Below are 25690 nucleotides of genomic sequence, written 5' to 3'. Positions count from 1 at the left end.
TAATGCAATTTAAAGAATATAAACATTTAATTGCTCTATTTCAATGTTAGAAAACAAACGACAAAATACTCACTTTTTTACTTCTTTGCCTCTGCGTCTTTGGACTGTAGAAAATTATCATTGTATGGCAGAGGCAGGAATTTTATTACCTGACGAAAAAGTAGAGTTAATAGACGGAAAAATTATTAAAAAAATGTCGCCTCAAGGAAGTTATCGTGCAGCAGCTATTACTCGCATTAATCGGTTATTAAGTCTGATTTTGGGGGATAATGTTTTAATTAGATTACAACTTCCTATTAGACTTAATAATTTTCGGAACCTGAACCGGATAGTGCAGTAGTTAAAAGTGAGATTTGGGATTATGAGGAAGCTCATCCTACCTTTAATGATGTATACTTAATTGTGGAAATTGCTGATACTACTTTGAAGGGCGATCAGGAGGTAAAAAGAACAGTTTATGCTAGGTCAGGTATTGAGGATTATTGGGTATTAGACATCCAAAATCGTCAATTGTATGTTTATCGAGAACCTACTCAGGAAGGTTATCAAAGAGAGATGATTTTGACAGAAAATGATTCGATCATCCCTCTGAGATTTTCTGATTGTGTGGTTCAGGTTGCTCAAATTTTGCGTCCTCAGGGTTGATAGCTCCCAAAGAACTCAAAAAATGGAGAGTATTGACTTAATTAAAGAGTTCTCAAGACTATTTAGAATACAGTTTCCATCACATCACCAAGATATAAATAAAAATGGCTAAACCTAAATTTCCCGATGGTTCCCGGACTTTATCATTACTGCAAAAACTTCAGTGGATTACTAAACCCTTGGAAATTCTCGAAAAACAAGCACAAATCTACGGAGATATATTTACTTTTTCCTTTGGTCCCAGTAATATTCCTCAAGTTATTGTTAGCAACCCTGAAGGGGTCGAGAAAATTTTTACTGCCGATTTAAAACAATTGGACTCTGGTAAGGAGGCTGGGATTAAACTCCCCTTATTGGGACAACATTCACTGATTGCTCTTAGTGGAGAGCAACATCGGCGACAGAGAAAACTATTAATGCCTCCCTTTCACGGAGAAAGAATGCGTGCTTATGGTGAACTGATTCACAAAATCACTGAGCAAGTAACAAGTCAATGGCAGATCGATCAAACCTTCTCAGTCCGTTCGTCTATGCAGGCCATTTCTTTTGAGGTAATTATAAAAGCTGTATTTGGTCTAGAAGAAGGTTCGCGTTACAAGGAACTTAAAGAAGTATTGCTGGAATGGCTTAATCCTAAAAGACCTTTATTGCAAACTATGATACTTATGTTTCCAATATTACAAAAGAATTTAGGGTCTTGGAGTCCTTGGGGGCATTTTCTTCTTCTACGCCAGCGAATGGATGAACTAATTTACGCTGAAATTAAGGAACGTCGAGCAAAATTAGATTCATCTCGCACTGATATTCTTTCTTTAATGATGGCAGCTCGCGATGAGAATGGCGAGCAGATGACAGATGTGGAGTTACGAGATGAATTGATGACACTCTTGGTAGCTGGTCATGAAACAACTGCAACATCTCTAGCTTGGGCATTTTACTGGATTCATAATCAGCCACAAATACGAGACAAACTGTTGCAAGAGTTGGATGACCTTGGCGATAATCCTGATTCGAGTATGATTTTAAAATTGCCTTATTTGAATGCTGTCTGCAAAGAAACTCTGCGTATTTATCCAGTAACAGTGTTTGCTTTTCCACGAGTGGTCAAATCGCCACTACAGATTGGGGATTACCACTTTGAACCTGGTACTATCTTGTCTGCCTGTATTTATCTAACCCATCATCGTGAAGATTTATATCCCGAACCAAAGCATTTCAAGCCAGAGCGTTTTCTGGAACGTCAATTTTCTCCTTATGAATATTTACCTTTTGGTGGAGGAAACCGTCGCTGTCTGGGCTTTGCTTTTGCTGAGTTTGAGATGAAACTGGTTCTAGCAAATGTACTATCCCGTTGGCAGTTAGTATTAGCGGATAGTAAGCCCAAGCCAGTACGGAAAGGCATTCTGCTCGCACCATCAGATGGGGTGCGGATGGTAGTTAAAGGTAAGCGAACTCAACAGCGAGTTATGCAAACTACTTCTACAGGACTTACGCACGGAAACTAAATCCAGTGAGGGCGTTAGCGGAGCTTGGCGCTAGCCAATGCTATTCGCCCCTACATATGGCGTTTTCAAGCTTAGTTTGCCTAAGTCCTGACTATTTAATTAATTTGATAATTCTTGTAAACACAAAAATTCTTTTAAAGAAGCTTTTTCTAGAATACCTACAACACCATCAGCAAAATCATTCATCGTTTGAGAGTTTATTAAAGGAGTTACATGAGCAAAGCTACAAAAGAGCTGTTCATGGAAAGTTACTGCACCCAGCCAAAGACATGGACTAAATAAATGCTGTCCTACAATAAAATATATTTCTTTGATTTTTAATTTGCCATAGCTTTCAGCTAAGTCAAATTTTCCACGATTAGAAATGTTAATTGTTTTGATTCTTCCTGTCGAATTTTCTTCCAAGCTCGATAATTAATTTTGGGACTGGAGGTTCTTTAACATTTTTACTTTCTAGTTTTTGTCTGAAATTAACATCAACAAAACTTCGATCAAGTGTTTGTTCTATAGGAGAAAAAAAAGGCAGAACTATCTCATTAGGTATTTTTTCCCCAGCAGCGATTTTCTGATAATAAAATAATAGTTCGTCGATAAAATTCATACAAGATAATCCATCAGTAATATCATGATGAAAAGTAGCGATAATTTCATTAATACCATTACTAAGAGAAGATTTAAGTAAAGTTATTCGACACAAGGGAATCAACTCGTCAGAAAATTTCTGATGTAGTTCTTATTCAGCAATCTCCAACCACTGATTTTCATTTGTTTTGGTTATAGTTGGTAAGGGGATTTTTTTGATTTATTGAGAACTAAAATAAGCCCCATCAGAGAGTTCAATAATCCTAACTCGAAGCATTGGATGACGTTTTTGTAGTAAATCAAGAGCTTTTCGTAAAATATTAGTTTCGATTTCCCCTTCGATCCGAGCAACGTTAACATCTATCATGCCACCAAAATCGTGAATGATATGAAAAAGATTTTCAATTAAACCTAGTTTTCTTTCTACTGAATCCATTAAAATTATTGTTATTAAATTAACCAACAAAGTTTATCTAAATCATCCTAATTTAAGAATCATATCCATAATAATTCAAATAAGGTTGTAACCTATGGCAAATTTCACCATACTTTCTTTCGACCTCTGGTAATAATTTAATTGGACGTTGTTCAATCAATTTATCATATTCTAATACTGTTTTTGCCTGTAGTCTTAGAAAGTCTAAAATTTTAATAATAGTAGACTCTGGAGATTGACAGAGCTCTTCATATCCTAAAGAAATATAATCTGTTTTTGGTAATGAATCAATATTCTCTAAAAAATAAGTGGTTGATTCAACAGAAGACTTGGTGACTCGGCGTAATCCCATATCGAAGTAATTGGAATATAAAAACCGGAATATAAAACCTTGTAAAGGGTTCTTTAATATCTTATTAAATTCTTGGGAAATTAGAGTAGTATAAGCACTCTTAGTAGAGAGTATAAGGCGGACAGCTTTCAGCTTGGAATTTATGACATGAATAGGATGTCGATGAATAAAAATAAATTTAGCCTGTGGAAAAGTATCCTTGACATACTTGAAGTGAGAAAAGCACCAAGGATTTTTCAGTAAAAGCGGTTTATTTGAGTCCGAGACGAATTGAATTTTTCTGCACAATTCTATAAATAAAGAAATATTGTCAGGGTTCAGGTAAGACTCATACCCAGCATTTTTAAGAATGAATCCATATTCTTCCGGTAAATCTGGAGTTGTAACTACATGGTCTATGATTCTATCGCTTATACCCAAAGACTTGAATAGTTCTTGCAGTTCTTGGCGAGTCTGGTGCTCAGTTTGATTGATATAGTTGGCCAGAATTTGATCGTATTTAATGATGTGATAGGCAGTGACACAGTTAAAACACTCCGTAGCTACCAAGGTTTTGTACAACAAAGTAGTCCCCGATCGATGCTCTCCCATAATAAAAACAGGGTTAAAATCAATTTTTGAACATAAGTCTAGGTATGGTCGATCGGCAAAACTATTCATAACTTCAGATTGCATTGTCTTTATTCTTTTACTGTCAGTAATTTATGATAAAACAGATTTTCTGGTAAACACAAACTATTCCACTATCCAGAAATACCAGATTTTATTGCTCCTGGTACTTTAGGTTATGACAAATAAAATCACAAATCGCGATCGCCTCGGTATTACCCAAAAAATTCTCTAATCTTAAGTAAATATAGAACTAATGTAATTTCTGATTCATCTAACTAAAATTAAATGAAATATAATTTTATACTTGCTCCAAGGCCATAAATAATACAAAAAGATGAATCTGACCAAAAAAACCATCGCAGCCTTTGTCTCTCCTGCTATACCTCTTTCCGCTCTTGGTCTTCCTCTTTTGGTCTACCTCCCCCCTTTTTATGCAGAAGAAATGGGACTTGGCCTTTCTCTGGTGGGCACAATTTTTATGATTACCCGTTTCTGGGACGTTTTTACCGATCCAGTTCTTGGTATTCTCAGCGATAAAGTGACAACTCCCCTTGGACGTCGCCGTCATTGGATTATATTATCTGTTCCCATTTTAATGATTTGCGTTTACAAAGTGTTTATGCCTCAAGGGCCGATCGCGGGAAATTATCTTCTGTTTTGGATGTTGCTGCTATATGTGGGTTGGACTCTGTTGAGTATTTCTCATATGTCTTGGGGTGCAGAATTATCTTCTGATTATTATGAGCGAGCGCGAATTCAAGGTTGGCGAGAGTTTGCTCTAGTCTTTGGAATGTTAGCTGTCTTGATACTTCCAACTATTCTTGAGCAGACTGGGAGTATTGATGCTGGGAATAAAGTTGCTGCTATGGGTTGGTTTACTATTGTATTACTACCTATTACTGTAGCGATCGCTGTTTGTAATGTTCAAGAAAGACCTGTGACACCACCGCCTCAACTTGGTTTGGTCAAGTCAACTTCTCTACTGTTGAAAAACAAGCTACTAATGCGAGTCCTACTGGCAAATGTTATGACTGGTCTTGCTCCTGGAATTATTGGTTCAATCTACATTTTTTTTGTTAGTTATGTCATGGATCTAGGTCAATGGTCTAGTCTGATGCTTTTACTTTATTTCATTGCTAGTTTTTGTGGCATTCCTTTCTGGATGCGTCTTAGTTATAGTTTGGAGAAGCATCGGACTTTTGGTGTTGCTAAAATTTATGGTTGTATAATTCTCACTACTTTATTGCTAGTTCAACCAGGGAATTTATGGTTGTATGGTTTAGTTAATATTCTGTTTGGTATTGAATCTGGTGCGGGAGCATTTTTGTTACGGTCGATCATGGCAGATGTTACAGACCATGATAACCTGGAATCTGGTACACAGCGTACAGGTCTGTACTATTCTTTGTTGACCATGACTAACAAAGTTGGTTCTGCGTTGGGAGTTGGTATGGTTTACCCTATTCTAGATTTGATTGGTTTTGTTCCTGGAGGCGCAAATACTCCCGAAGCAATTGAGGCACTTAAATATATATTTATTTGTGTTCCTATCCCAATTAGTCTTATAGCAGCGATCGCTATCTGGAATTTTCCACTTGATAGCGTTCGACAACAAGAATTACGTCGTCTACTAGCGGAACGTGATTCTATGGTTGCTTCAGAATAATTAGAGAAGAATTCTATAGAGCGCCTAAATGATTTGTCAAAAAATTTAGGAATTATAATTGTTCAGTTTTACTGAAGTTTTTTATTTCAAACAGGACTTAAGCAAAAGACGAAATTATAAACCATTTGTAGAGATTAACGATTTTTGACTTAATAAATGGTATGAAAGCTATTCATTCTGACTCTTGACTTCCGGTTGAACAGTGATAAATAAATAACTACGGAGTCCTCAGGAGTCTACCCACCCGCGGACCCCTCGCAGGAGGGGAGGGGAACGACTGAGTCAGAAGGGAAGAAAGAAGAAGAATAGGAGAAGAAGAAGAAAGTTTTTTTATAACTAGGGCTTGCTGATTAAATCTCAAAGCATTTACAGATAAAAGCTTTAGCCTTTTTATACTGAAAAAAAGTGCAACTTTTTCAGCTTTAGCTACCAAAAAGTTAGGATTTTGGGCAAGAGTTGGGCAGAAAAATCCCAAATTGACAATTCTTACTCCTACCTCCTAGCTCATTCCCATTTCTCCCCTCCTGGGAGGGGGAGGGGCTAGGGGTGGGTTGTCTCCTGTCTCCTATCTCCTACCCTCACCCATAAGACTTTTTCAGCAAACCTTAATTATCCGGACATGATATGACTCCTAAAAAATAGCCTAGCTATTTGTAGCAAATATTTATCAAATTGGTATAATAGGAAAATTAGCTTATTGACATCCTCCCCGGCCTAAAGGCGCGGGGATTCCTACTGAGCCGTAGCTCTTCGGCGGGTTGACGCTTCACAGAGTGCTGCTTCCTTGGCGGTAGTCTGATGCTTCCCTCCACGTCCGTTTAGAGTTTCCGAGTGCCCCCCGGCAACTAATAACAGTTTAGCATATATCCAATTCACTTGCATGCTCAAATAAAAAGTCGTCCTACAAGGGCGAGGCTTTAAACCCAATTTTTCGGTAAATAGTTTTGTTTCTATCGGAGCGGATTCTAGCCAATTAAGTCCGCATATATATACAAGTTGATCAAATGCACTTAATAATCAATAAAAAAGTGTTTATTTTTATGACTTTTATAGAAATTGTAGACCAATAAAATTCTGAATTTGCTAATGATTAAATTACCTAATTATATCATAATTGACCAAATTTATACAGGCATAAGAACTACTGTTTATCGCGGACTAACTACCACAAATAAACAACCAGTAGTCATCAAAATCCTCAATAAAGAATACCCTACATTTTCTGAATTATTACAGTTTCGCCATCAATATACAATTACTAAAAATCTTAATTTGCCGGGAATTATCAAGTCTTTATACTTAGAAAAATATGGTAATAGTTATGCTCTAATTATGGAGGATACTGGGGCAATTTCTCTCAAAAAATATCTGACTAATAAAAAACTTAGTCTGCCAGACTTTCTTAGTATTGCTATTTCTATAGTCAAAATTTTAGAAGGGTTATATCATCATCAGATTATTCATAAAGATATTAAACCTTCAAATATTATCATTAATCCAGATACTGGAGATATCAAGTTAATTGACTTTAGTATTTCTACATTATTACCAAGAGAAACCCAAGAACTTATTAATCCTAATGTTCTGGAAGGTACTCTCGCATATATGTCTCCAGAACAAACAGGAAGAATGAATCGGGGTATAGATTACCGTAGTGATGTTTATTCTTTAGGGATTACATTCTATGAAATACTCACAGGTCAACTACCTTTTTTATCAACTGACCCAATTGAATTAGTTTACTGTCACATTGCCAAAAAACCTATTTCTCCTTGTGAGTTAAATTCAGAAATACCTCTGATGGTAAGTAATATTATTATGAAAATGATAGCGAAAAATGCTGAAGACCGCTATCAGAATATTTTGGGATTAAAATATGATTTAGAAACTTGTTTAAAATATTGGCAAAAAACAGGAAAAGTTATCATTTTTGAGTTAGGACGCCGGGATGTTTCTGACCGCTTCACCATACCAGAAAAACTCTATGGTCGCCAAGCAGAAGTTAAAAGTTTATTAGATGCTTTTGAAAGAGTTGCAATCCCCCCTCAATCCCCCCATTCAACAAAAAGCGAAGCAACATCTGGCTTCCCCCATTCAACAAAAAGCGAAGCAACATCTGGCTTCCTCCATTCAACAAAAAGCGAAGCAACATCTGGCCTCCCCCTTTCCAAGGGGGACGGGAGGGGGATATCTTCGGGGGGAGGTTCTGAAATAATGTTAGTTGCTGGTTTTTCAGGGATTGGTAAAACTGCAGTAGTTAATGAAGTTCATAAACCAATAGTCCGGCAACGAGGCTACTTTATTAAAGGTAAATTTGACCAATTTCAACGCAATATTCCCCTTAGTGCTTTTGTCCAAGCATTTCGCGATTTAATGGGGCAATTGTTGAGTGAAACGGAAACTCAATTACAGGAATGGAAAACTAAAATTTTCTCAGCGTTGGGTGAAAATGGGCAAGTTATTATTGAAGTTATTCCCGAATTAGAATATATTATTGGTTCTCAACCTGCAGTGGCAGAATTATCAGGAACTGCTGCTCAAAATCGGTTTAATTTACTATTTTTAAAATTTATTCAAACATTTACTACTAAAGAGCATCCTGTAGCGATATTTTTAGATGATTTACAGTGGGCAGATACTGCTTCTTTGAAGTTGATGCAACTGTTGATGACTGACAAAAATAGTCAATATTTATTATTATTGGGAGCTTATCGGGATAATGAAGTAAGTCCTACTCATCCCTTAGTATTAACATTAGAAGAAATTACTAAAACATCGGCAATTGTTAATACTATTACTTTGAAACCTTTAGATTTAACTTTTGATTTAAACCCCTTAGTAGCAGACACCTTACATTGCTCTTTGGAGTTAGCATTTCCTTTGACAAAATTAGTCCATCAAAAAACAAAAGGAAATCCTTTCTTTATCACTCAATTTCTGAAAGTACTGTATCAAGAAGGATTAATTACCTTTAATTATAAAGCGGGTTATTGGGAATGTGATATTACTCAAGTCAGATTACTTTCTGCCACAGATGACGTTGTAGAATTTATGGCAAGTCGTCTACAAAAATTATTACCTGCCACCCAGGATGTAATAAAATTAGCAGCTTGTATTGGCAATAAATTTAACTTAGAAACTTTAGCTATTATTTATGAAAAATCTGTCACAGAAACAGCACAAGATTTGTGGGAGGCATTGCCAGAAGGGTTGATTTTACCTGTTACCGAAGTCTATAAATTTTATAATACAGAAGATTCAAATATATTTACATCTTTTACTGCCATAGAAGCTGATGCTAGTTATAAATTTTTGCACGACCGCGTCCAACAGGCAGCTTATTTGTTAATCCCAGAAACACAAAAACAACTAACTCATCTGAAAATAGGAAAATTATTATTAGAAAATATCCCGGAAACGGAAAGACAAGAGAAAATTTTTGATATTGTTAATCAGTTAAATTATGGAGTAGATTTAATTTCTCATCCCACTGAACGAGAACAACTCGCTCAACTCAACCTCATAGCAAGTCGCAAAGCAAAAGCTTCTACTGCTTATAACGCCACAGTTGACTATCTAAATACAGGACTAGAATTATTAACAACTAATAGTTGGGAAACGAATTACGAATTAACATTAGCTCTATATTTAGAAGCAGTAGAAGCGAGGTATTTGATCGGCGACTATGAGCAGATGGAACAACTAGCTCAAATTGTACAGCAACAAGCAAAGAATTTATTAGACCAAATTCCGGTTTATATAGCCAAAATTCAGACTGAATTTGCTCAATACCAATTTTCCCAAGGTATCGATCTAGCAATAGTTGTGATTAAAGATTTGGGATTAGAATTATCCCCTAGACCAGAAGAAGCAGACTTGCTTGCTGGTCTTGAAGAACTCAAGTCATTTCTGAGCGATCGCTCCACTGAAGACCTCAAACAACTGCCAAAGATGACAAATCCTGAAAAGCTGGCCTTGATGCAAATTCTGGGATTAATTGGAGCTGTAGCTTTCGTGATTGGTTCACCTCTATGGTCAAGTATAGTTTTTGCTCTCATCACTTTGTCTGTGAAGTGGGGAAATACACCTGCTTCCGCTTATGGATATAGCTGTTATGGAATTATGCTTTGGAGTCAGGGAGAAATTAAAGCGTCTTATGAATTATCTCAGATAACAGAGAGTGTATTTGAGTCTTGTGGTGGAGATGCTCTGAGTGGAGTAGCAGTAACAAATATGCACCTTCGTCATTGGCAGGAACACTTGCGAAATAGTTTACCTTCATTCCTAGAATATTATGCCTTTGCTTTATCCAGGGGAGACTTAGCATTTGCTAGTTACAATATCTTGTTTCACTATTTTCATGCTTTCTACAGCGGATTAGAATTAACAGAACTTGCTCATAAACTCAATAATGCCATTGATACTGTTGCTCAAATCAAACAAGAAAGTGCCCTAATACGGTTGCAAATAATTCAACAGACTATTCTGAACTTAACCGACCGCTGTGAAAATCATTGTATTTTGGTTGGCGAAGCTTTGGATGAGGCAAAAATACAATCTCAAGACCAAACACTGGTATATCTAAACTTCCACAAACTTTCTTTATGTTATTTGTTTGGTGAGTACCAGAAATCTTTAACAATTTCGATCGCAACACAATCATATTTTCATCTAGTTACTTCTCAATATGTTCAAGTACTTTTGTATTTTTATGGTTCCTTGATCCGACTTGCTCTCTACAATGAAGCTTCTCAGGAACAAAAACAGCAGTGGTTAGAAGAAGTCACCTCAAACCAGAAACAAATGAAAATCTGGGCACACCATGCTCCTATGAACTTTTTACATAAATTTCATCTCGTAGAAGCAGAAAAACATCGGGTACTTTGTAACTATATCGTAGCAATTGAACTTTATGAACAAGCGATCGCCGGAGCGCAAGAAAACGAATACATTCAAGAAGAAGCTCTAGCGAAGGAACTTGCAGCTAAATTTTACCTAGACTGGAATAAGGAAACTATTGCCCAAGCATATCTCATCAAAGCTTACTACGCTTATGCTCAGTGGGGCGCTGTTGCTAAACTTAAACACCTAGAAAAATCCTACGGTGAACTACTCAAACCTCTTCAACAGCAAGATCCTACTTTGACCCGCAACATTGCTCAAGAAACGGTCACTTACACAACCACTGATAGTACCCTTCTGCTTGACTTCAATAGTGTAATGAAAGCAACCCAAGCTATTTCAGGAGAAATAAAACTAGAAAATTTATTCTCGGTTTTAATGCGAGTTACTCTAGAAAACGCTGGCGCTCAAAAAGGTTATTTAATCCTTCTTGAAACAGGAAAGTGGCTAATAGAAGCCAAAGCTATTCGTGAGATTAATTCTTCAGAAGAAATACAACTAAAATCAAAACAATCTCTCCCTCTAGACTCAACAAACGAGCTTCCAAATTCCCTGATTTATTATGTAGCGCGTACTCAAAAAACTGTTGTATTAGATAACGCCACTAATGAAACTCAATTTGCCGCCGATCCTTATATTCAAAATTATCAACCTAAGAGTATTTTATGTATTCCTATTATTAATCGCGGTCAATTTATTGGCATACTATATTTAGAAAATCATTTGACAGTTGGAGCCTTTACTAAGCATCGTCTAGAAGTATTAAAAGTTCTGACTACTCAAGCAGCTTTCTCCCTCGAAAATGCTAGGCTTTATGAAAACTTATCTACAGCCAAAAATCAACTAGAAGAATATAGTCACACCTTAGAAGATAAAGTCAAAGAACGCACCGAAGAATTAAACGAAAAAAATATACATTTATCTGAAACGCTCAAACAACTTCAAAATACCCAATCCCAATTAATTCAGACAGAAAAAATGTCTAGTTTAGGGCAGATGGTAGCAGGAATTGCTCACGAAATTAATAATCCTATTACTTTTATCTCTGGTAATATTAACCATTTAGCTGAATATAGTCAAGATTTACTAGATTTAATTAATACTTATCAACAGGAATATCCTAATTCCACAACTAAAATCAAAGAAATAATTGAAGAAATAGACTTAAACTTTTTAACTCAAGATTTGGATAAATTACTAAAATCAATGGAAATAGGAGTCGAAAGAATTAGCAAAATAGTACTTTCTCTACGGAATTTTTCGAGATTAGATGAGTCAGGCATGAAACCTGTAGATATCCATGAAGGTATTGATAGCACTCTGTTAATTTCCCAAAATAGACTCAAATCCCAGGGAAATAAATCAGAAATAAAAATAGTTAAAAAATATGCCTCTTTACCACTAATTAATTGTTATGCTTCCCAAGTAAACCAAGTATTTATGAATATTATTAATAATGCTATTGATGCCCTAGAAGAGATGAGGAAAAAGGATAGCGAGTCTAGTGAAAAAACCACCATTACAATTAGTACAAAAGTAACTAAAGATCGAACTGTACAAATCAAAATTAGTAACAATGGTCCTAGCATTTCCCCAGAAATTCAACAGAAGATATTCGACCCATTTTTTACTACTAAACCAGTAGGTACTGGTACAGGTTTAGGTTTATCAATTAGTCATTCAATTATTGTCGAAAAACATCAAGGAAAACTAATATGTAATTCTGTACCAGGACAAGGGGTAGAATTTGTTATTGAGATTCCATTATAAAAGGAAGAAGGAAGAAGGAAGAAGGAAGGATCAGAGTAAGGATTATTTCATGTCCGGATAATCGCGCGATATAACTCTGTTCCGCTTACGCGACCAAAAAACCTTTTCCCTTCTTACCGAATAATTAAGGTTTAAAGCCTCTGCTTTAAAGGAGAAACAAGGAAAAATTTTCCTTTTATTCAATCCTATCCGTTTTTAGGGAGAGGTAATTATCCATTATCCATTATCCATTATCCATTATTGAACTTTTCTTTCCTTCTGCCTCTTGCCTACTGCCTCCTGCCTTCTTCAATGTTTCAGCTAAGACTGGTTTTCCTGTAGATACTACCTGTTCAATAATATCGGCAGCACGAGTTACTCCACCTGATCGCTCAATTGCTTTCTGTAGTCTCAAAGCATTTTCTTTATATGACGGTTGTGTTAGCACTTGGGAAATTGCCTTTCTTAACCGAGGTACAGTTATCTGTTTCAGAGGTACAGCTTCCCCTGCTCCAGTCCAAGCAATTCGTGCTGCTATTCCTGGTTGGTCGTTAGCAATAGGAATAGCAACCATTGGCACTGCATTATTTAAACATTCCAAAGTTGTATTCATACCTGCATGAGTAATAGTAAGAGTTACCTTCCGTAGCAACTCTAACTGAGGTGCATATTCAACAACTAAAGGACTTCCTGGCAAATTAGGTAAAGATTCTGGAGTTGCAGACCCCCCCAGAGAAATTACTAACTGAGCATCCAACCCCTCACAAGCTGCTGCAATTTTATAAAAGACATCAACCAGACGATTTTGCACAGTTCCCATAGAAGCATAAATCAGAGGTTTTCCTGTCAACTTATCCCAAGGAAAAGAAACAGGTTCTCGACTACTGGAATAATGATAAGGTCCAGTAAAATGAAACCACTGGGGCAAATTTTCCCTGGGAAATTCTAACTCAGCAGGTTGGTGACTAATTTGAGCCAGTTGAGAATAAGCATCAGCAGCTTGAGAGTATAGAGGTAAATTCCATTGACGGCGATACTCAGCTACTACTTCCCTAACAGGTTTTGTCAGGCGTTTATATAAAGTATAACCAGCTTGATTACGCAATTTTGCCCACCAGGTAGTGTTATATTTCCAGTTGGTGAAATAAGGGGGGACATTCTCATCTGGATTAAATACTACTGCGCTACAGATAGTGATAAAAGGAATGTTGAGAAAATCGGCGATCGAGCCTCCTGATGAAGCTTGGTCAATTAGCAAAGCATCTATGCCAGCATTTTTGATAATCTGCGGAGCATCCCGAAGCAAAACATTTGCCCCGTCTTCAAAGAGCTTAATGGTATAGCGAAAGGCAGCTAACCCGCTAAGTTTACTCAGCTGATTTAAAGATTTTGCGATCGCTCCTTTAGGAAATTCTTCCGGAGAAAATGCCAGAAATTCTAATTCTGCTGCTAATGTTTTAGCTTCAGCATCAAGCATTCCGATCATTGTGACGCGATGACCGCGCCTTTTTAATTCTTGCCCCAAGGGAAGCATTGTGTTTAGGTGTCCTGTTGATGCAGGGCAAATCAGACCAAAATGAGTCATAGTAAATTTTTCCCTAGTTTATAGTTCCAGTTAAGACTGGTTGAACACTTATTATACAGTTGGGGGGAGTAGGAGACCCACCCGCGGGCACCTCCCAGGAGGGGAATGTGGGGAGTAGGGGAGATTGAAGGCTTGAAGTATAGTTATAAACATATACTATATAACCTATTTAGTATCTTCATAAATATGCGCGTTAGCTAGGAGACAGGAGGCAGGAGGTAAAAGGGAAGATGTGGGGAGAAATAATACAAAAAATTCAACATACCAACACCAAGATTTTTCCTCACTCATTGATGCGCGAAAAGACTTGACTACCATATATTATATAGCGATCAAATGGGTTCTATATAACCGGATTCTATATCACAAGCTGCTGCAATTTTATAAAAGACATCAAGCATACGATAGGATATAATTAACTAATAAGCTATTGTATTATCCCTAAACTTTCTTGATCAACCAAGAAATTAGCTTAAATAACTTTCTAGCAAGTCTGTAAAATGAGTAATATTGGTATCTTATGCCCACCGGCAATTGGCCATCTCAACCCTATGGCGAACTTGGGCAACGAATTGCAAAAACGCGGGAACAAAGTAACTTTGTTCGGAGTTCCAGATGTTCGAGAAAAAATGATTGGCTCTGGACTTGATTTTTTTGAGATTGGAGCTAAGGATTTTCCGCTTGGAAGTATTGATTCAATCAGTAGTCAGTTAGGAGAACTAACCGGATTTGAAGGATTAAAGTATGTGAATGAATATTTTCGAAAGGAAACTTCAATGCTATTTCGAGAGAGTCCTGATGCGATCGCTAAAGTTGGGGCTAATGCTCTGTTAGTCGATCAAACTATCTTAGCTGGGGGAACTATTGCTGACTACATGAATCTACCCTTTATTAATATTTGTAATGCTTTACCTAGTAACCGAGAACCAGGAATTCCCCCTTCATTTACCCACTGGCCATACAGAAATAATTGGTGGACAAAATTACGCAACCAGCTATGTTACCAATTATTGGGTTATCTTACCCGTTCGATGTGGAGTTTGGTACCACAACAGAGAAAGGATTGGAAATTACCACCCTATCAGAAGCAGCAAGATTTTTATTCTCAGCTATGTCAAATTAGCCAACTTCCTAAAGCTCTTGATTTTCCTCGCGAACAATTAGTTCCTTGGTTCCATCACGTAGGCCCATTTAAAAATACGTCTGATACAGAACCCGTTTCTTTTGTTGACCAAGATTTCTCCTTTGAAAAGTTGAATAGTAAGCCCTTAATCTACGCTAATCTGGGTACGATACAAAACCGAAATAGAATGATTTTTCAATGCATTGCACAGGCTTGCAGCGAATTAGAAATAGAATTTCAACTATTGATTTCATTAGGAAACCCTAATGCAGACGTATCACAAGTAAACTTTCCTGGCTCCCCACTTGTGTTTTCATTTCCTCCTCACCAAAAAATCATAAATCGCTCACATCTGGTTATTACTCACGCAGGTAGTACAGCTCTAAACTGCTTGAGTGTTGGAGTTCCTATGGTTGCGATTCCGATTACTACAGACCAGCCAGGTATGGCAGCTCGTATTGCACAGGCTGGAGCTGGGGAAGTCATTCCTCTTAAAAAGTTGAATGTTTCTGCTGTAAAAACTTCGATAGAGAAGGTTTTTAGGGAGCCTAGTTATCGGAATAATGCTGCGAAAATTGCTGCTGCCATCCAAAAAGCAGGAGGAGTGGAATATGCTGCTGATCTTATTGAGCAAGCTATATCTACAGGGAAACCAGTATTGGCGACAACATAGAAAATAACCCCACAGAAAATATGAATTGTAGGCGTTGCTGAATCAAGGTATGAAAATAAAAATTAAACAATCTCTAATAGTTGTTATTCAATAGTTTAGCAATTACCAAAAAATACAAATCATACCCACGCATCAGCAACGCCGAATTGTATAATATCATGTCCGGATAAGAGCGTGACAAAAAAACCTTATCCCTTGGAACCTTTCTTTCCCTTCTCCCCTCTACTTTCCTTCCTCTAAAGTGTAATACCAATTCCCATGCATTAATGCTATATTTGAGTAATACTTCAGTTATCAACTAATTAGCACAGGCCGAATCATTTTTTTGCTAATTAGCAGCTCATTTAATGTTAATTATTCTTATGTTTACTTCCCCTCCTGGGAGGCAGGGTTAATTTATTGTCACGCTTAGAAAAATTGATAGGGAGATGGGGGGATGGGGAGATTCTTATATTTATTTGCTATTTGCACAATTAAATGTATTTCATATCCATATAAATATTCTCGCTACGACAATGAATTAGCCCTGTTCCTGGGAGGGGTTAGGGGTGGGTTCCCCACTCCCCTACTCCCCTACTCCCTAATGCACCACTTAAGGTGTGTCTGTCCATTAGCACTGTGTTTGGGTATCCTGTTAATGCTAGACAAATCAGGCTAAAATGAGTGATAGTACGATTACTTTTTCCTAAGTTTTCAAGTTCTGTTAAAAATTATATCTCAAGCATTACGAAAATCAATCATTGTCTGCCAATACACATCTGGCATCCCTGTATCAAAGCATCTTCCTTTTACCAAATACCCGTTCATTCCTTCTGTTTTTTGCAATTTATCCAAACAAGATGTCAGTTGAAACTCACCTTTTTCTCTAACATTTTGTTTGATATTTTCTTCTAGGTAATCAAATATTTTTGCTGTCAATAAATATATGCCAAAAACTCCTAGAAATTCATCTTTTTTCATTCCTGGAACATGAAGTTTTTGTCTGGCATAATTTAGTTCTGGTTTTTCATAGATTGTATCTATATTAATTATGCCATCGGCAACTAAACTCCCACTAATACAACCATAATGATGTATTTCTGTTCCTGGTATTATTCTCACTCCAATTACACTTTTATGAGTCTGTTCGTAGATTTGCAAAATTTGACTTGCACAAGAATTTTCCACCTCTGAAGTATAAATATGATCTCCTAGTAATAGTAAAAAAGGTTCATCTCCCACCCACTCTTTAGCACAAAAAACTGCATGACCATAACCAGCTTGTTCTGACTGAGTTAATAGAGTAATTTTACTGCCTAAATTTTGTAAATATTGACAATATTCTTGTTTTTCTGGTGAAAGTTTCTGATAATAACTAGGGATAGCTTGGAAAAAATCTGTAAAAACTTGAAAATCGCTTTTTTGTATTACTATTCCCACATTCTCTATTCCGGCACTTATGGCTTCTTCCACAATTATTTGAATTATCGGTTTTGCTTTACCATCTCGATCAATGATTGGAAATAGTTCTTTTTTGACAACTTTAGTGGCTGGAAACATCCGCGTACCAAAACCTGCTGCTGGAATTACTGCTTTTCTAACTTTGGCTTTTGATTCTGTCATATAATTTTAGTTTTTTAGCTAACCAATATAAGAGCTGAGAGCTGACAGCTAATAGCTGTTTGCGAAGCATTCCGCAGGAAATGCTTACTTATCTTCTACCTCCTAACTTTGTCTATTTTGATTTTTTAGGATTTACATCTTTAAAATATTAATCTAAAAAAATAGAGAACGTCAAGACTATTTTAAATTTTATAATAATTATAATAAAATGAATAATTCCTTATTCACATCTAAGATACCTCTCCTTTAATTCGTTGATTTAGTTCAATTTTTTCTTTCTGTAAATTCTGTATTTTAACTTGGTATTCTTCTCGGAGTTTTTTAACTTTAGCCAGGTGAGATACCATTTCATCTACTTTGATTTGAATAGTTTTACTCAAGCGATTTTCTTCCATTTGGATAGTATAGTTAAGATGTATCATTAGTTTTTCTACCATTGACTTGCCTATAGATTGATAATAGTCACATAACTTATTTTTTAAAGGTTCTATTTGTTGTTCTTGGCGAAACTGTTTGGCAGAATTTTTATCAAACACATTAATTAAATTCGTAATCAAAGGAAAGGGATTTCCCAAAGTAATTCCCATTGCTCCTGCTCCAAATCTACCAATCTCAATTAGATAATTAGTTTTTTGCTCTGGTGGAATATCTGGAGTAAATTCTACATAAGATTCTTGCCAGCATTTATAAATATCAAAATTTTGTTGAGTTATTGTCAAGGCTGAAATTGATAGTTCAAAGGATGGTATAAAGTTGAGATTTGTACAAGCTCTCTGAGCAAATCCCATTAAACCACCATTGGCATAGGTATACAAAATTTTCTGCCATTCTTGGTATGACCAATTGCTTAATTCTGATATACAAAGACGATTTATATAACTGTGTATGGTGTCATTTTCTCTCATTTGTTCTGAATGTAAATTTACATCGTATTTATCACCATTTTTTTTAATGGTAATTTGCAAATTATCAATAAAGTTTTTAATTTTAAATAGCAAACTTTTCTGGCTATACTCCTCTATCAAATTAGCTTTTGCAGAAGGAATTTCTAAGTTTCTAATTTGTAAAATTGTTTGACTTATATCGCTATTAATTTGCTGTGATATCCTATTTATTTGTTCTTGAAAATCTTCTATACTCTGCCCTGCTAATCCTGCATTAATTTTTTGAATTTCTTGCTTTAAAAATGCTTCTTTTTTGTTGAAAATCTCATCTAATTTACCTAGTTGTAATATCATTTTTGCCTTAACTTGCTCTTTTAATATTTCCTGATAATCGCCATTTACTAATGTTTCCCAAATTTGATAAAACTGGGTGTAATTTGACTGAGAATTTGATGTTAATATTTTGGTTAATGATTGTTCCTGACTATAATGGTGGAAAGGTGGGAGTTGTAAATAGGTTTGAACTAGATACTCACCTCTGAAGTTATAGCTCTTTAACCAAGTTTCAGCTATATAAATGTTATTTTTAACTAGAGGAGATGCCAGATTTTCTGCACTGGTATCCCAAACAATAACCAACTTAAATAACTGAGTTTTAACTGCTGCCTCAATTAATTTTTTATCTTGTTCATCCAAAGATTGAGAAGGGTTAATAACTAAACATAAAATCTCACAATTATTGAAATTAATGTCTAACTTTGGTTCCTGAATAACTGCTGCTTTAGATTCACATTCAAATCGGAATTCAGGACTTCTGAAAGTATGTTGAGGGCTGCCGAGAGTTATGCGATCGCCAGGGTTTAATTTTTGACTACTCCCCACAAGTTTCTCACTATTAATATAGGTTCCATGTGTACTATTCAAGTCACGAATTTCCCAGACTAAATTTTGGGAATTTTCTAATCTAGGGATAATTTCTAAATGATTTCTACTGACTAATGTGCATTCATGGGAGAGAGAAATTTGACAATTTTCCTGTCTGCCAATTGTAACTTTTTGCTGATTTGATAGTTGATAAGGAGTGGGTTTTTCTCCTGTAGTAATAGAAGGTTGTAAAGTTAAAAAAGCTGATAAATTAGGTAAGTTAGGCTGAGGTTGAGTGGGTGGGGTAATTGTTTTTAAATCGTAGATGGATGAGAGAGAAGATTGGGAGTTAATCAATTTTTCTAATGCTGCTGTTAATACGGGAAAACGACTGACAATATTGACTCGAATTTTTCCTACTTTTAGAACATTTGTTAATTGATTTAATTCTCCAGCCACTATTTCAAAATCAGGTTCTTGATTAGCTTTGGCTGCTGCAAATTTTTCTACACTTTCTAATTGCTGTAGTAGTTTTTCAAATTTTTGTGACATAGATTTTTATTCCTTAGCCGACATAATATTATACCAATTTTATAAATGTTTGTTACAAATGGTAGAAGTAAGAAAGAAGGAAGAGGGAAGAAGGAAGAAGGAAGAAATATTTTCAAAAATGGAATAACGATATAAATAACCATCTAAAATTAACTAGAATAGCTATTTTTAAGCATATCCGTTCGAGGTCTACCTTTTTGTAGCATTCTTTTTTAAAATTGGTATTACATGACTAATCCCACTTTCAACAATGAATAATGAATAATGAATAATTACCTCTCCTGGAAAGAAGAGGATTGATTAATAATGAATTTTTTTCTTTATTATCCCCTTAAAAGGGGAGGCTTTAAACCACAATTTTTCGGTAAATCAAGTAATTAAAAAATTGAATCAAGGGCGAGTTTTGCTAGAAATTCGTAAGCATTCAGGTATTATATAGAATCCGGGGAATTAGTCACTACATTCGTCATTGCTACGGTTACTCCGTGGAAGGAAGCAATCTCACAAAACCTATGAAATTGCTTTTCTTCGGTCGCAATGACAACTGTTTAAGCTGATAGCTGGTGTCTGAATACTTACATAAATTCATATTTTTTGAACATCAACATTATTGCCTATTTATATTAATTAAATTTAGCTAAAACCCGCCCTAAAAAAATAAATTATAAACGTTTATTCAGATTTAATATCATAATCCAGAAGAGCCTGACGGACATTTATCAAAAGACTCAAAATCATCAGGTACTCTTGATGAAGGTTCGTTAGTTTCACAAATCATTGATTGGCTAGTCTGACTACCGTTACCAACATTAACTAAATAAACTATGCCAGAATAACTTTTTAATCGTTTGTCTCTGGCAGTAGCAGTAGAGATGACATGACTACTGGAATCTATTTTGCTAATATTGTATGAGTAATTTTCAGTTTCTAACTTAATGCCTAATCCTAAATCATCAATGTTATCTGAAAATCTTGTATATTCTACATAATAAACTTGTTGCCCTTTATTAATTGAACCAATATATGCTTTCGCTTCTGATTGTTTGGCTGTAATTGCCTGATTTAAAAATGAGGGGATTAGACTTAGCACAAAGATCAACCCGATAAAACCAACTAAAACAATAATTCCACGCGCTTTTGATCCTTGCTTTGATTGCGGTGATGGTGTTGGTTGCGGTAATGGTGTTGGTTGCGGTGATGGTGTTGGTTGCGGTGATGGTGTTGGTTGTGAGTAAACTGGTGGAAGCACTTGCAACACTTCTGTTGTACTTTGGAAGCGATCGCTCGCTCGATAGGCCACCATCTGACTGAGAATACCAGCAAGATGTGGGTTAACATGAGGAGCTAGTGGTTGCCACTGCACTTCTCCACTTAATGGTTCTGTATACTTCATTTGGAGTTCCATAGCACTTTTCCCCGTCAGTGCTTGGATACCTATCATCCCCAATGCATACAAGTCACTACATGGAAATGCCCGACCCTGATGTTGTTCTGGAGCCATATAACCTTGAGTTCCTACAGCCATCGTCGATACAACTTTTCCTCCCTGAGTTGTCAGTTGAGTATCACCCACTTGCTTGAGGCAGCCAAAATCTATCAAAACTAACTTATTATCTATTTTGCGCCGAATAATATTGTCAGGCTTAATATCTCGATGGATAACATCCTGTTGGTGAATAAACTGGAGAATCTGCAAAACCTCTCGCAGCATTTCTATTACCTGATTTTCCTGCCAAGGTTTACCAGGAGGCAACTCTTGACTCAGAGAGACCCCCTCAACATATTCTTGTACTAGGTATAATTCATTATTTTCCTCAAAAGTATCTAATAACCGGGGAATTTGTGGATGATGCCCAACTTTGCCCAAAGCTTCTATTTCCTGACTGAATAAACGCTTTGCCTTGTTCAAAAGAGTGGGGTCGTTAGTGTTTGCTGGTCGAAGTTGTTTGACGGCACAATAGGGATTTCCTAAAAGTCTCATATCTTGACAGAGGAATGTTCTTCCTTGTCCTCCCGACCCCAGTTCCCTAATTATTCGATAGCGCCCATTTAATAAAGCACCACTCATAAATATTTCTTCAAATAGTTGGTTGATTGTTAAAATAAGCTCTTTTATGCTAACAATTTTGAAAAAAAAAATCAAATTTGAGGAAAAACACCTTTTGAGTTTGTAGTTTTACCGAAAAATTGTGGTTTAAAGCCTCCCCTTTTAAGGGGATAATAAAGAAAAATTTTCATTATTAGTCAATCCTCTCCTTGAAAAGAAGAGGTAATTATTCATTATTCATTATTCATTATTCATTATTCATTGTTGAAGATCGGCTTTTAATTTGTTAATACTATTAAGTTTTTTGACAATTTTAGTTATAATCTACTTGGCCTTCTTCCTAATTGTCTGACAAATATTTTTACATCAGAAGTGGATAGATAATATACCGATTTTGTATTTTATATTTAAGGGGGTCACCTTCAGGAAATCTTAAAATATTATCCGATCATCTTATATCATGTCCGCTTAATTAGCGATCAAAAAAACTTTCTCCTCCTTATAACTTCAAACTTTCTCTTCTTCCCTCCTGACTCCTGACTTGTGAGTATAGTATAAAAGTATTAAATTTTAAAAAAAAAGTTGGCATTATTGAGAACAACAGCTAGTATATATGAAATATAATAAACTTATGGGTGCATTGAAGCAAAGAAAAAATTTAAAATTTTCTAATTTTTTCTAGTTATATTTATGGTTAAAATAATTTAAACAAAAATAATATCTAGGAAAAATTATGCCTATTCTATTAGGAAAAAATACTGGATTTTTCTAATAACATTGCTCTGAGTCTTAACAAATAAATTATTAGTTAAGACTCAGAGAGCTGTAAAAATAAAGAAACATCTAGATTGTTCAATACGGCTAACGCCTCAATACAACCTATCAGTAAGGAAAAAAAATGGCTCAAATTATTGGATTACTTGGAAACGATAATATCAATGGTACACAAGATGATGATATCATCCTTGGTCGCTTGGGTGACGATAAAATTAAAGGTAAAGATGGTAATGATTTAATTGATGGTGGAGATGGAGAAGACGATCTAGAAGGTGGTGATGGTAATGATACTATTACTGGTGGCCTTGATGATGACAAGATTGAAGGCGATGATGACAATGACTTGATTTTTGGCCAAGAAGGTGATGATGATATTAAAGGCGGGAAGGATGATGATATTATTTCTGGAGGTGCTGGAGAAGACAAGATTAAAGGGGATGATGGCGACGATATAATTTTTGGTGGTGATGATGATGACGATATCGAAGGTAAGAAAGGAGAGGATATCCTGATTGGAGGTTTAGGTAACGATAAACTCCGTGGTGGTTCGGATGAAGATATCTTTGCTTATACAGCTATTGGTGAAGGAATAGATGAAATTACTGACTTTGAAGCTGACGAAGATACATTTGGTTTCCTGGCCGGAGTATTTGACCCTGATGCCACTGGAGGGTTAAATTTTGTCACATTTACTGATGTTGACGATGATGATGTACCAAACTTACTGAGTAACTCAAATTTATTAGATGGTATTGATGGTTTAAATGAAAACCTCCCAAGCTTTATCTTTTTTGATGAAGATGATAATGGGAAAAAAGGTACATTAGCTTACTTCCAAGATGATGTAACTGATATTATTGCCAGAGTATCAGTGAAGAAAGGGGAATTAAGTACAGAAAACTTTGAATACTTATTAGAAGATGGTATTAATTTTCCTGAAATTGAAGGTGGTAATAGTGAAATTAATTTTGGTGAAAATGGGGCAGTAATTAATATTGATTTTTCCTTACTTGAATTACTGGGAATTAGTGAACTTACAGAACTTCAGCTTTCAATAATTAATCAAAGTTCTACAGAAATTGATGGTAATTTTTTCGTTCTTTCAGAAGAAATTGATATTACATTTCTGCAACAATTGTTAGTAGGTATTAATTTTGACAGCGCAGCTATATTTTTATTCAACACATCAGAAAATACCATATTAGCATCATTTAATGGAACAGAAATTACAACAATTGCTGAGTATGAAACAATTACGAATTTAACAGAATTTAGCATTGAAAATAACCTTAGTATTAGTACAAATAACTTCTCAATTGTTGAAGGAAATCAAGTAGCAATTAGTGTCTCTATACTACAAGAATTAGGAGTTACTTTAGAAACTCTAACCAGTGTTGTTATAGAATCTGCTGATGATGTTGAAGCGGTAGAAGGAAATTTACTAATTTTCCAAACAGAAGAATTTGAGACTACACAAGAAGTTCAACAAAGATTAGATATTCTTGTTGGTAATAATGCTGTTTTAGCTGTTGCTAATGTTGAGGGGCAAACAGTCCTAGTTTTCTCAAATGGTAATTCTGAAGAAGTTACTATTATCGAAGAATTTGATGAGGTAATAGCTAACATAGAATCATTTAGTAGTTTTAACCTTAGTCTCTTCAATGAAATTGAAATTACGGCAGAGACTGAAACGGTAACTGCTACGGATAATTCAGATGAATTCTTTATTATTGGTATAGTTGAAGGTGGCGTTCTGATTGAAAATTTTGACGCAAATACAGATATTATTAAATTACAGTCAGAAGTTTTTGGTAATCTGACAAATGAGAGTTTAACCAGAGCAGTCGTATCAGTCTTTTCCAGTGCTGAACAAATAGGAAATGCCAACTTTCTAGTCATAGACCAAGTATTTACTTCGATAACAGAAGTAGAAACACGATTAACTGAATTAGGTATAACTGGTTCAGTTTTATTGAGTTATACAGATGAATTAGACCAAACTGTTTTTGCCTTTTCAGAAGGAGGTTCAGTTCAGGTCATTGCAAACTTCTCTACTGATATAGAAATTGATACAGATAACATCTTTATTATCGAAAATAGTGACGATATGGACGATGATGATGACTTTGATGTGACAGTAGATATAGTAGAAATTAATTCTGAGGTACTAACATCACTTAATGTCACAGTAAATGAGATCGCCAGGGTCATTCTCACCCCTGAGTCTACCCAACAAGTTCAAGAAAACTTCTTAATTTTCGAGACAGAAAGTTTTGCCAGTCTAGATATTCTGCTGACACGACTAGAGTCTCTGGTTGTTCAGAGTTCAGTTGTAGTCTTAGCAAATATTGCGGGTAGCACACAGTTAGTCTTGTTCGATGGTACAAATTTTGAACTACTCCAAGACTTTGAAGTCGAAATAGAAAATATCAATCAATTCAGCGTTTCCAACTTACAATTTACCAACACCTTCAACATTACGAATGAAACAGAAGTAACTGCTACTGTTGGTGTAGTGGATAAATTAGTATTCAATGCTTTCGTTGAAAGTGGAGTAACAGTTACAAACTATAGTGAGGAAGATGTTTTTGAACTTGACTCACAAATATTTGGGCAGATAACAACTGAAACTCTAGAGGAGTTGACCGTAACCCAAACCACAATTTCAGTCGGAACGGCAAATTTACTAATATTCGAGGGTGGTTTTACAGCAGAGCAACTACTGGTGCGGTTGCAGACATTGCAGGTGGGAAATACTCCTAAGTTGCTTGTATATGAAAATGAGATGCAACAAAAAGTAGTAGCTTTCTACACAGGTACCGAAATAGAAATTTTGGCTAACTTGGAAGCTAATGTTAGTGTTGCCTTAGACAATTTCGTCTTTTTCAATGAAGAAATAGGTGAGCCAGAGCCAGAGCCAGAGCCAGAGCCAGAGCCAGAGCCAGAGCCAGAACCAGAGCCAGAGCCAGAGCCAGAACCAGAGCCAGAACCAGAGCCAGAACCAGAGCCAGAGCCAGAACCAGAGCCAGAACCAGAGCCAGAACCAGAGCCAGAACCAGAGCCAGAACCAGAGCCAGAACCAGAGCCAGAACCAGAGCCAGAACCAGAGCCAGAACCAGAGCCAGAACCAGAGC

15 protein-coding genes and 1 pseudogene are annotated in these 25690 nt (G+C 35.9%); 7 read left to right on the top strand and 9 right to left on the bottom strand.

The features are described from left to right. The first annotated feature begins 43 nt into the window (after nucleotides 1-43). The 3 genes from F6K15_RS29365 to F6K15_RS29355 all read left to right on the top strand — a co-directional run bounded on the left by F6K15_RS29365 (nucleotide 44) and on the right by F6K15_RS29355 (nucleotide 2150). Nucleotides 44-340 (top strand): Uma2 family endonuclease, encoded by a 297-nt coding sequence (locus F6K15_RS29365; protein ID WP_293068017.1) that lies wholly within the window; start codon nucleotides 44-46, stop codon nucleotides 338-340. Nucleotides 341-351: 11 nt separating this feature from the next. Then, the gene (locus tag F6K15_RS29360) at nucleotides 352-645 is read left to right on the top strand and encodes a Uma2 family endonuclease (protein ID WP_293068035.1); all 294 of its coding nucleotides are present in this window, start codon (nucleotides 352-354) and stop codon (nucleotides 643-645) included. Between the two features lie 104 nt (nucleotides 646-749). Beyond that, nucleotides 750-2150: a cytochrome P450 gene (locus F6K15_RS29355; protein ID WP_293068014.1), complete on the top strand. Its 1401-nt coding sequence runs from the start codon at nucleotides 750-752 to the stop codon at nucleotides 2148-2150. 99 nt (nucleotides 2151-2249) lie between these two features. On the opposite strand, the gene F6K15_RS29350 is transcribed toward F6K15_RS29355, so the two are convergent. The 4 genes from F6K15_RS29350 to F6K15_RS29335 all read right to left on the bottom strand — a co-directional run bounded on the left by F6K15_RS29350 (nucleotide 2250) and on the right by F6K15_RS29335 (nucleotide 4195). Continuing rightward, nucleotides 2250-2555: a hypothetical protein gene (locus F6K15_RS29350; RefSeq protein WP_293068011.1), complete on the bottom strand. Its 306-nt coding sequence runs from the start codon at nucleotides 2553-2555 to the stop codon at nucleotides 2250-2252. Beyond that, nucleotides 2518-2847 (bottom strand): hypothetical protein, encoded by a 330-nt coding sequence (locus F6K15_RS29345; protein ID WP_293068008.1) that lies wholly within the window; start codon nucleotides 2845-2847, stop codon nucleotides 2518-2520. The genes F6K15_RS29350 and F6K15_RS29345 overlap by 38 nt, the downstream gene beginning before the upstream one ends. Nucleotides 2848-2952: 105 nt before the next feature. After that, a complete protein-coding gene (locus tag F6K15_RS29340) occupies nucleotides 2953-3168 on the bottom strand; it encodes a hypothetical protein (protein ID WP_293068005.1) in 216 nt (71 codons plus the stop codon). A gap of 52 nt (nucleotides 3169-3220) precedes the next feature. Further along, nucleotides 3221-4195 (bottom strand): sulfotransferase, encoded by a 975-nt coding sequence (locus F6K15_RS29335; protein WP_293068002.1) that lies wholly within the window; start codon nucleotides 4193-4195, stop codon nucleotides 3221-3223. 271 nt (nucleotides 4196-4466) lie between these two features. On the opposite strand from F6K15_RS29335, the gene F6K15_RS29330 reads away from it, so the two are divergent. Then, nucleotides 4467-5798 carry an MFS transporter gene (locus F6K15_RS29330; RefSeq protein WP_293068000.1) on the top strand — a complete coding sequence of 444 codons (1332 nt, stop codon included), beginning with the start codon at nucleotides 4467-4469 and terminating at the stop codon, nucleotides 5796-5798. 732 nt (nucleotides 5799-6530) lie between these two features. Here F6K15_RS29330 and F6K15_RS29325 read toward each other — a convergent pair. Further along, complete coding sequence (locus F6K15_RS29325; RefSeq protein ID WP_293067997.1) at nucleotides 6531-6674, bottom strand: hypothetical protein; 144 nt, start codon at nucleotides 6672-6674, stop codon at nucleotides 6531-6533. 210 nt (nucleotides 6675-6884) lie between these two features. Between F6K15_RS29325 and F6K15_RS29320 the strand changes: the two genes are divergently transcribed. After that, nucleotides 6885-12470 carry an ATP-binding sensor histidine kinase gene (locus tag F6K15_RS29320; RefSeq protein WP_293067994.1) on the top strand — a complete coding sequence of 1862 codons (5586 nt, stop codon included), beginning with the start codon at nucleotides 6885-6887 and terminating at the stop codon, nucleotides 12468-12470. A gap of 223 nt (nucleotides 12471-12693) precedes the next feature. Here F6K15_RS29320 and F6K15_RS29315 read toward each other — a convergent pair whose 3' ends face one another. Beyond that, nucleotides 12694-14034, bottom strand: a complete 1341-nt coding sequence (locus F6K15_RS29315; RefSeq protein WP_293067991.1) for a glycosyltransferase — start codon at nucleotides 14032-14034, stop codon at nucleotides 12694-12696. A gap of 500 nt (nucleotides 14035-14534) precedes the next feature. Here F6K15_RS29315 and F6K15_RS29310 point away from each other — a divergent pair, with 500 nt between their 5' ends. Beyond that, a complete protein-coding gene (locus F6K15_RS29310; RefSeq protein ID WP_293067988.1) occupies nucleotides 14535-15830 on the top strand; it encodes a glycosyltransferase in 1296 nt (431 codons plus the stop codon). Nucleotides 15831-16547: 717 nt separating this feature from the next. Here F6K15_RS29310 and F6K15_RS29305 read toward each other — a convergent pair. The 3 genes from F6K15_RS29305 to F6K15_RS29295 form a co-directional block, all read right to left on the bottom strand. Then, the gene (locus tag F6K15_RS29305) at nucleotides 16548-17432 is read right to left on the bottom strand and encodes a UTP--glucose-1-phosphate uridylyltransferase (RefSeq protein ID WP_293067985.1); all 885 of its coding nucleotides are present in this window, start codon (nucleotides 17430-17432) and stop codon (nucleotides 16548-16550) included. A 230-nt stretch (nucleotides 17433-17662) separates the two neighbouring features. Next, on the bottom strand, nucleotides 17663-19732 hold the full coding sequence (locus F6K15_RS29300; RefSeq protein WP_293067983.1) for an FHA domain-containing protein: 2070 nt from the start codon (nucleotides 19730-19732) through the stop codon (nucleotides 17663-17665). Between the two features lie 688 nt (nucleotides 19733-20420). Continuing rightward, the gene (locus tag F6K15_RS29295) at nucleotides 20421-21800 is read right to left on the bottom strand and encodes a type IV pilin-like G/H family protein (RefSeq protein WP_293067980.1); all 1380 of its coding nucleotides are present in this window, start codon (nucleotides 21798-21800) and stop codon (nucleotides 20421-20423) included. Between the two features lie 877 nt (nucleotides 21801-22677). On the opposite strand from F6K15_RS29295, the pseudogene F6K15_RS29290 reads away from it, so the two are divergent. After that, nucleotides 22678-25690 (top strand): annotated as a pseudogene (locus F6K15_RS29290) (hypothetical protein); the annotation flags it as partial.

Source organism: Okeania sp. SIO2B3, from assembly GCF_010672525.1.
Taxonomy (GTDB): domain Bacteria; phylum Cyanobacteriota; class Cyanobacteriia; order Cyanobacteriales; family Microcoleaceae; genus Okeania.
This window is presented reverse-complemented; position numbering and strand designations above follow the sequence as displayed.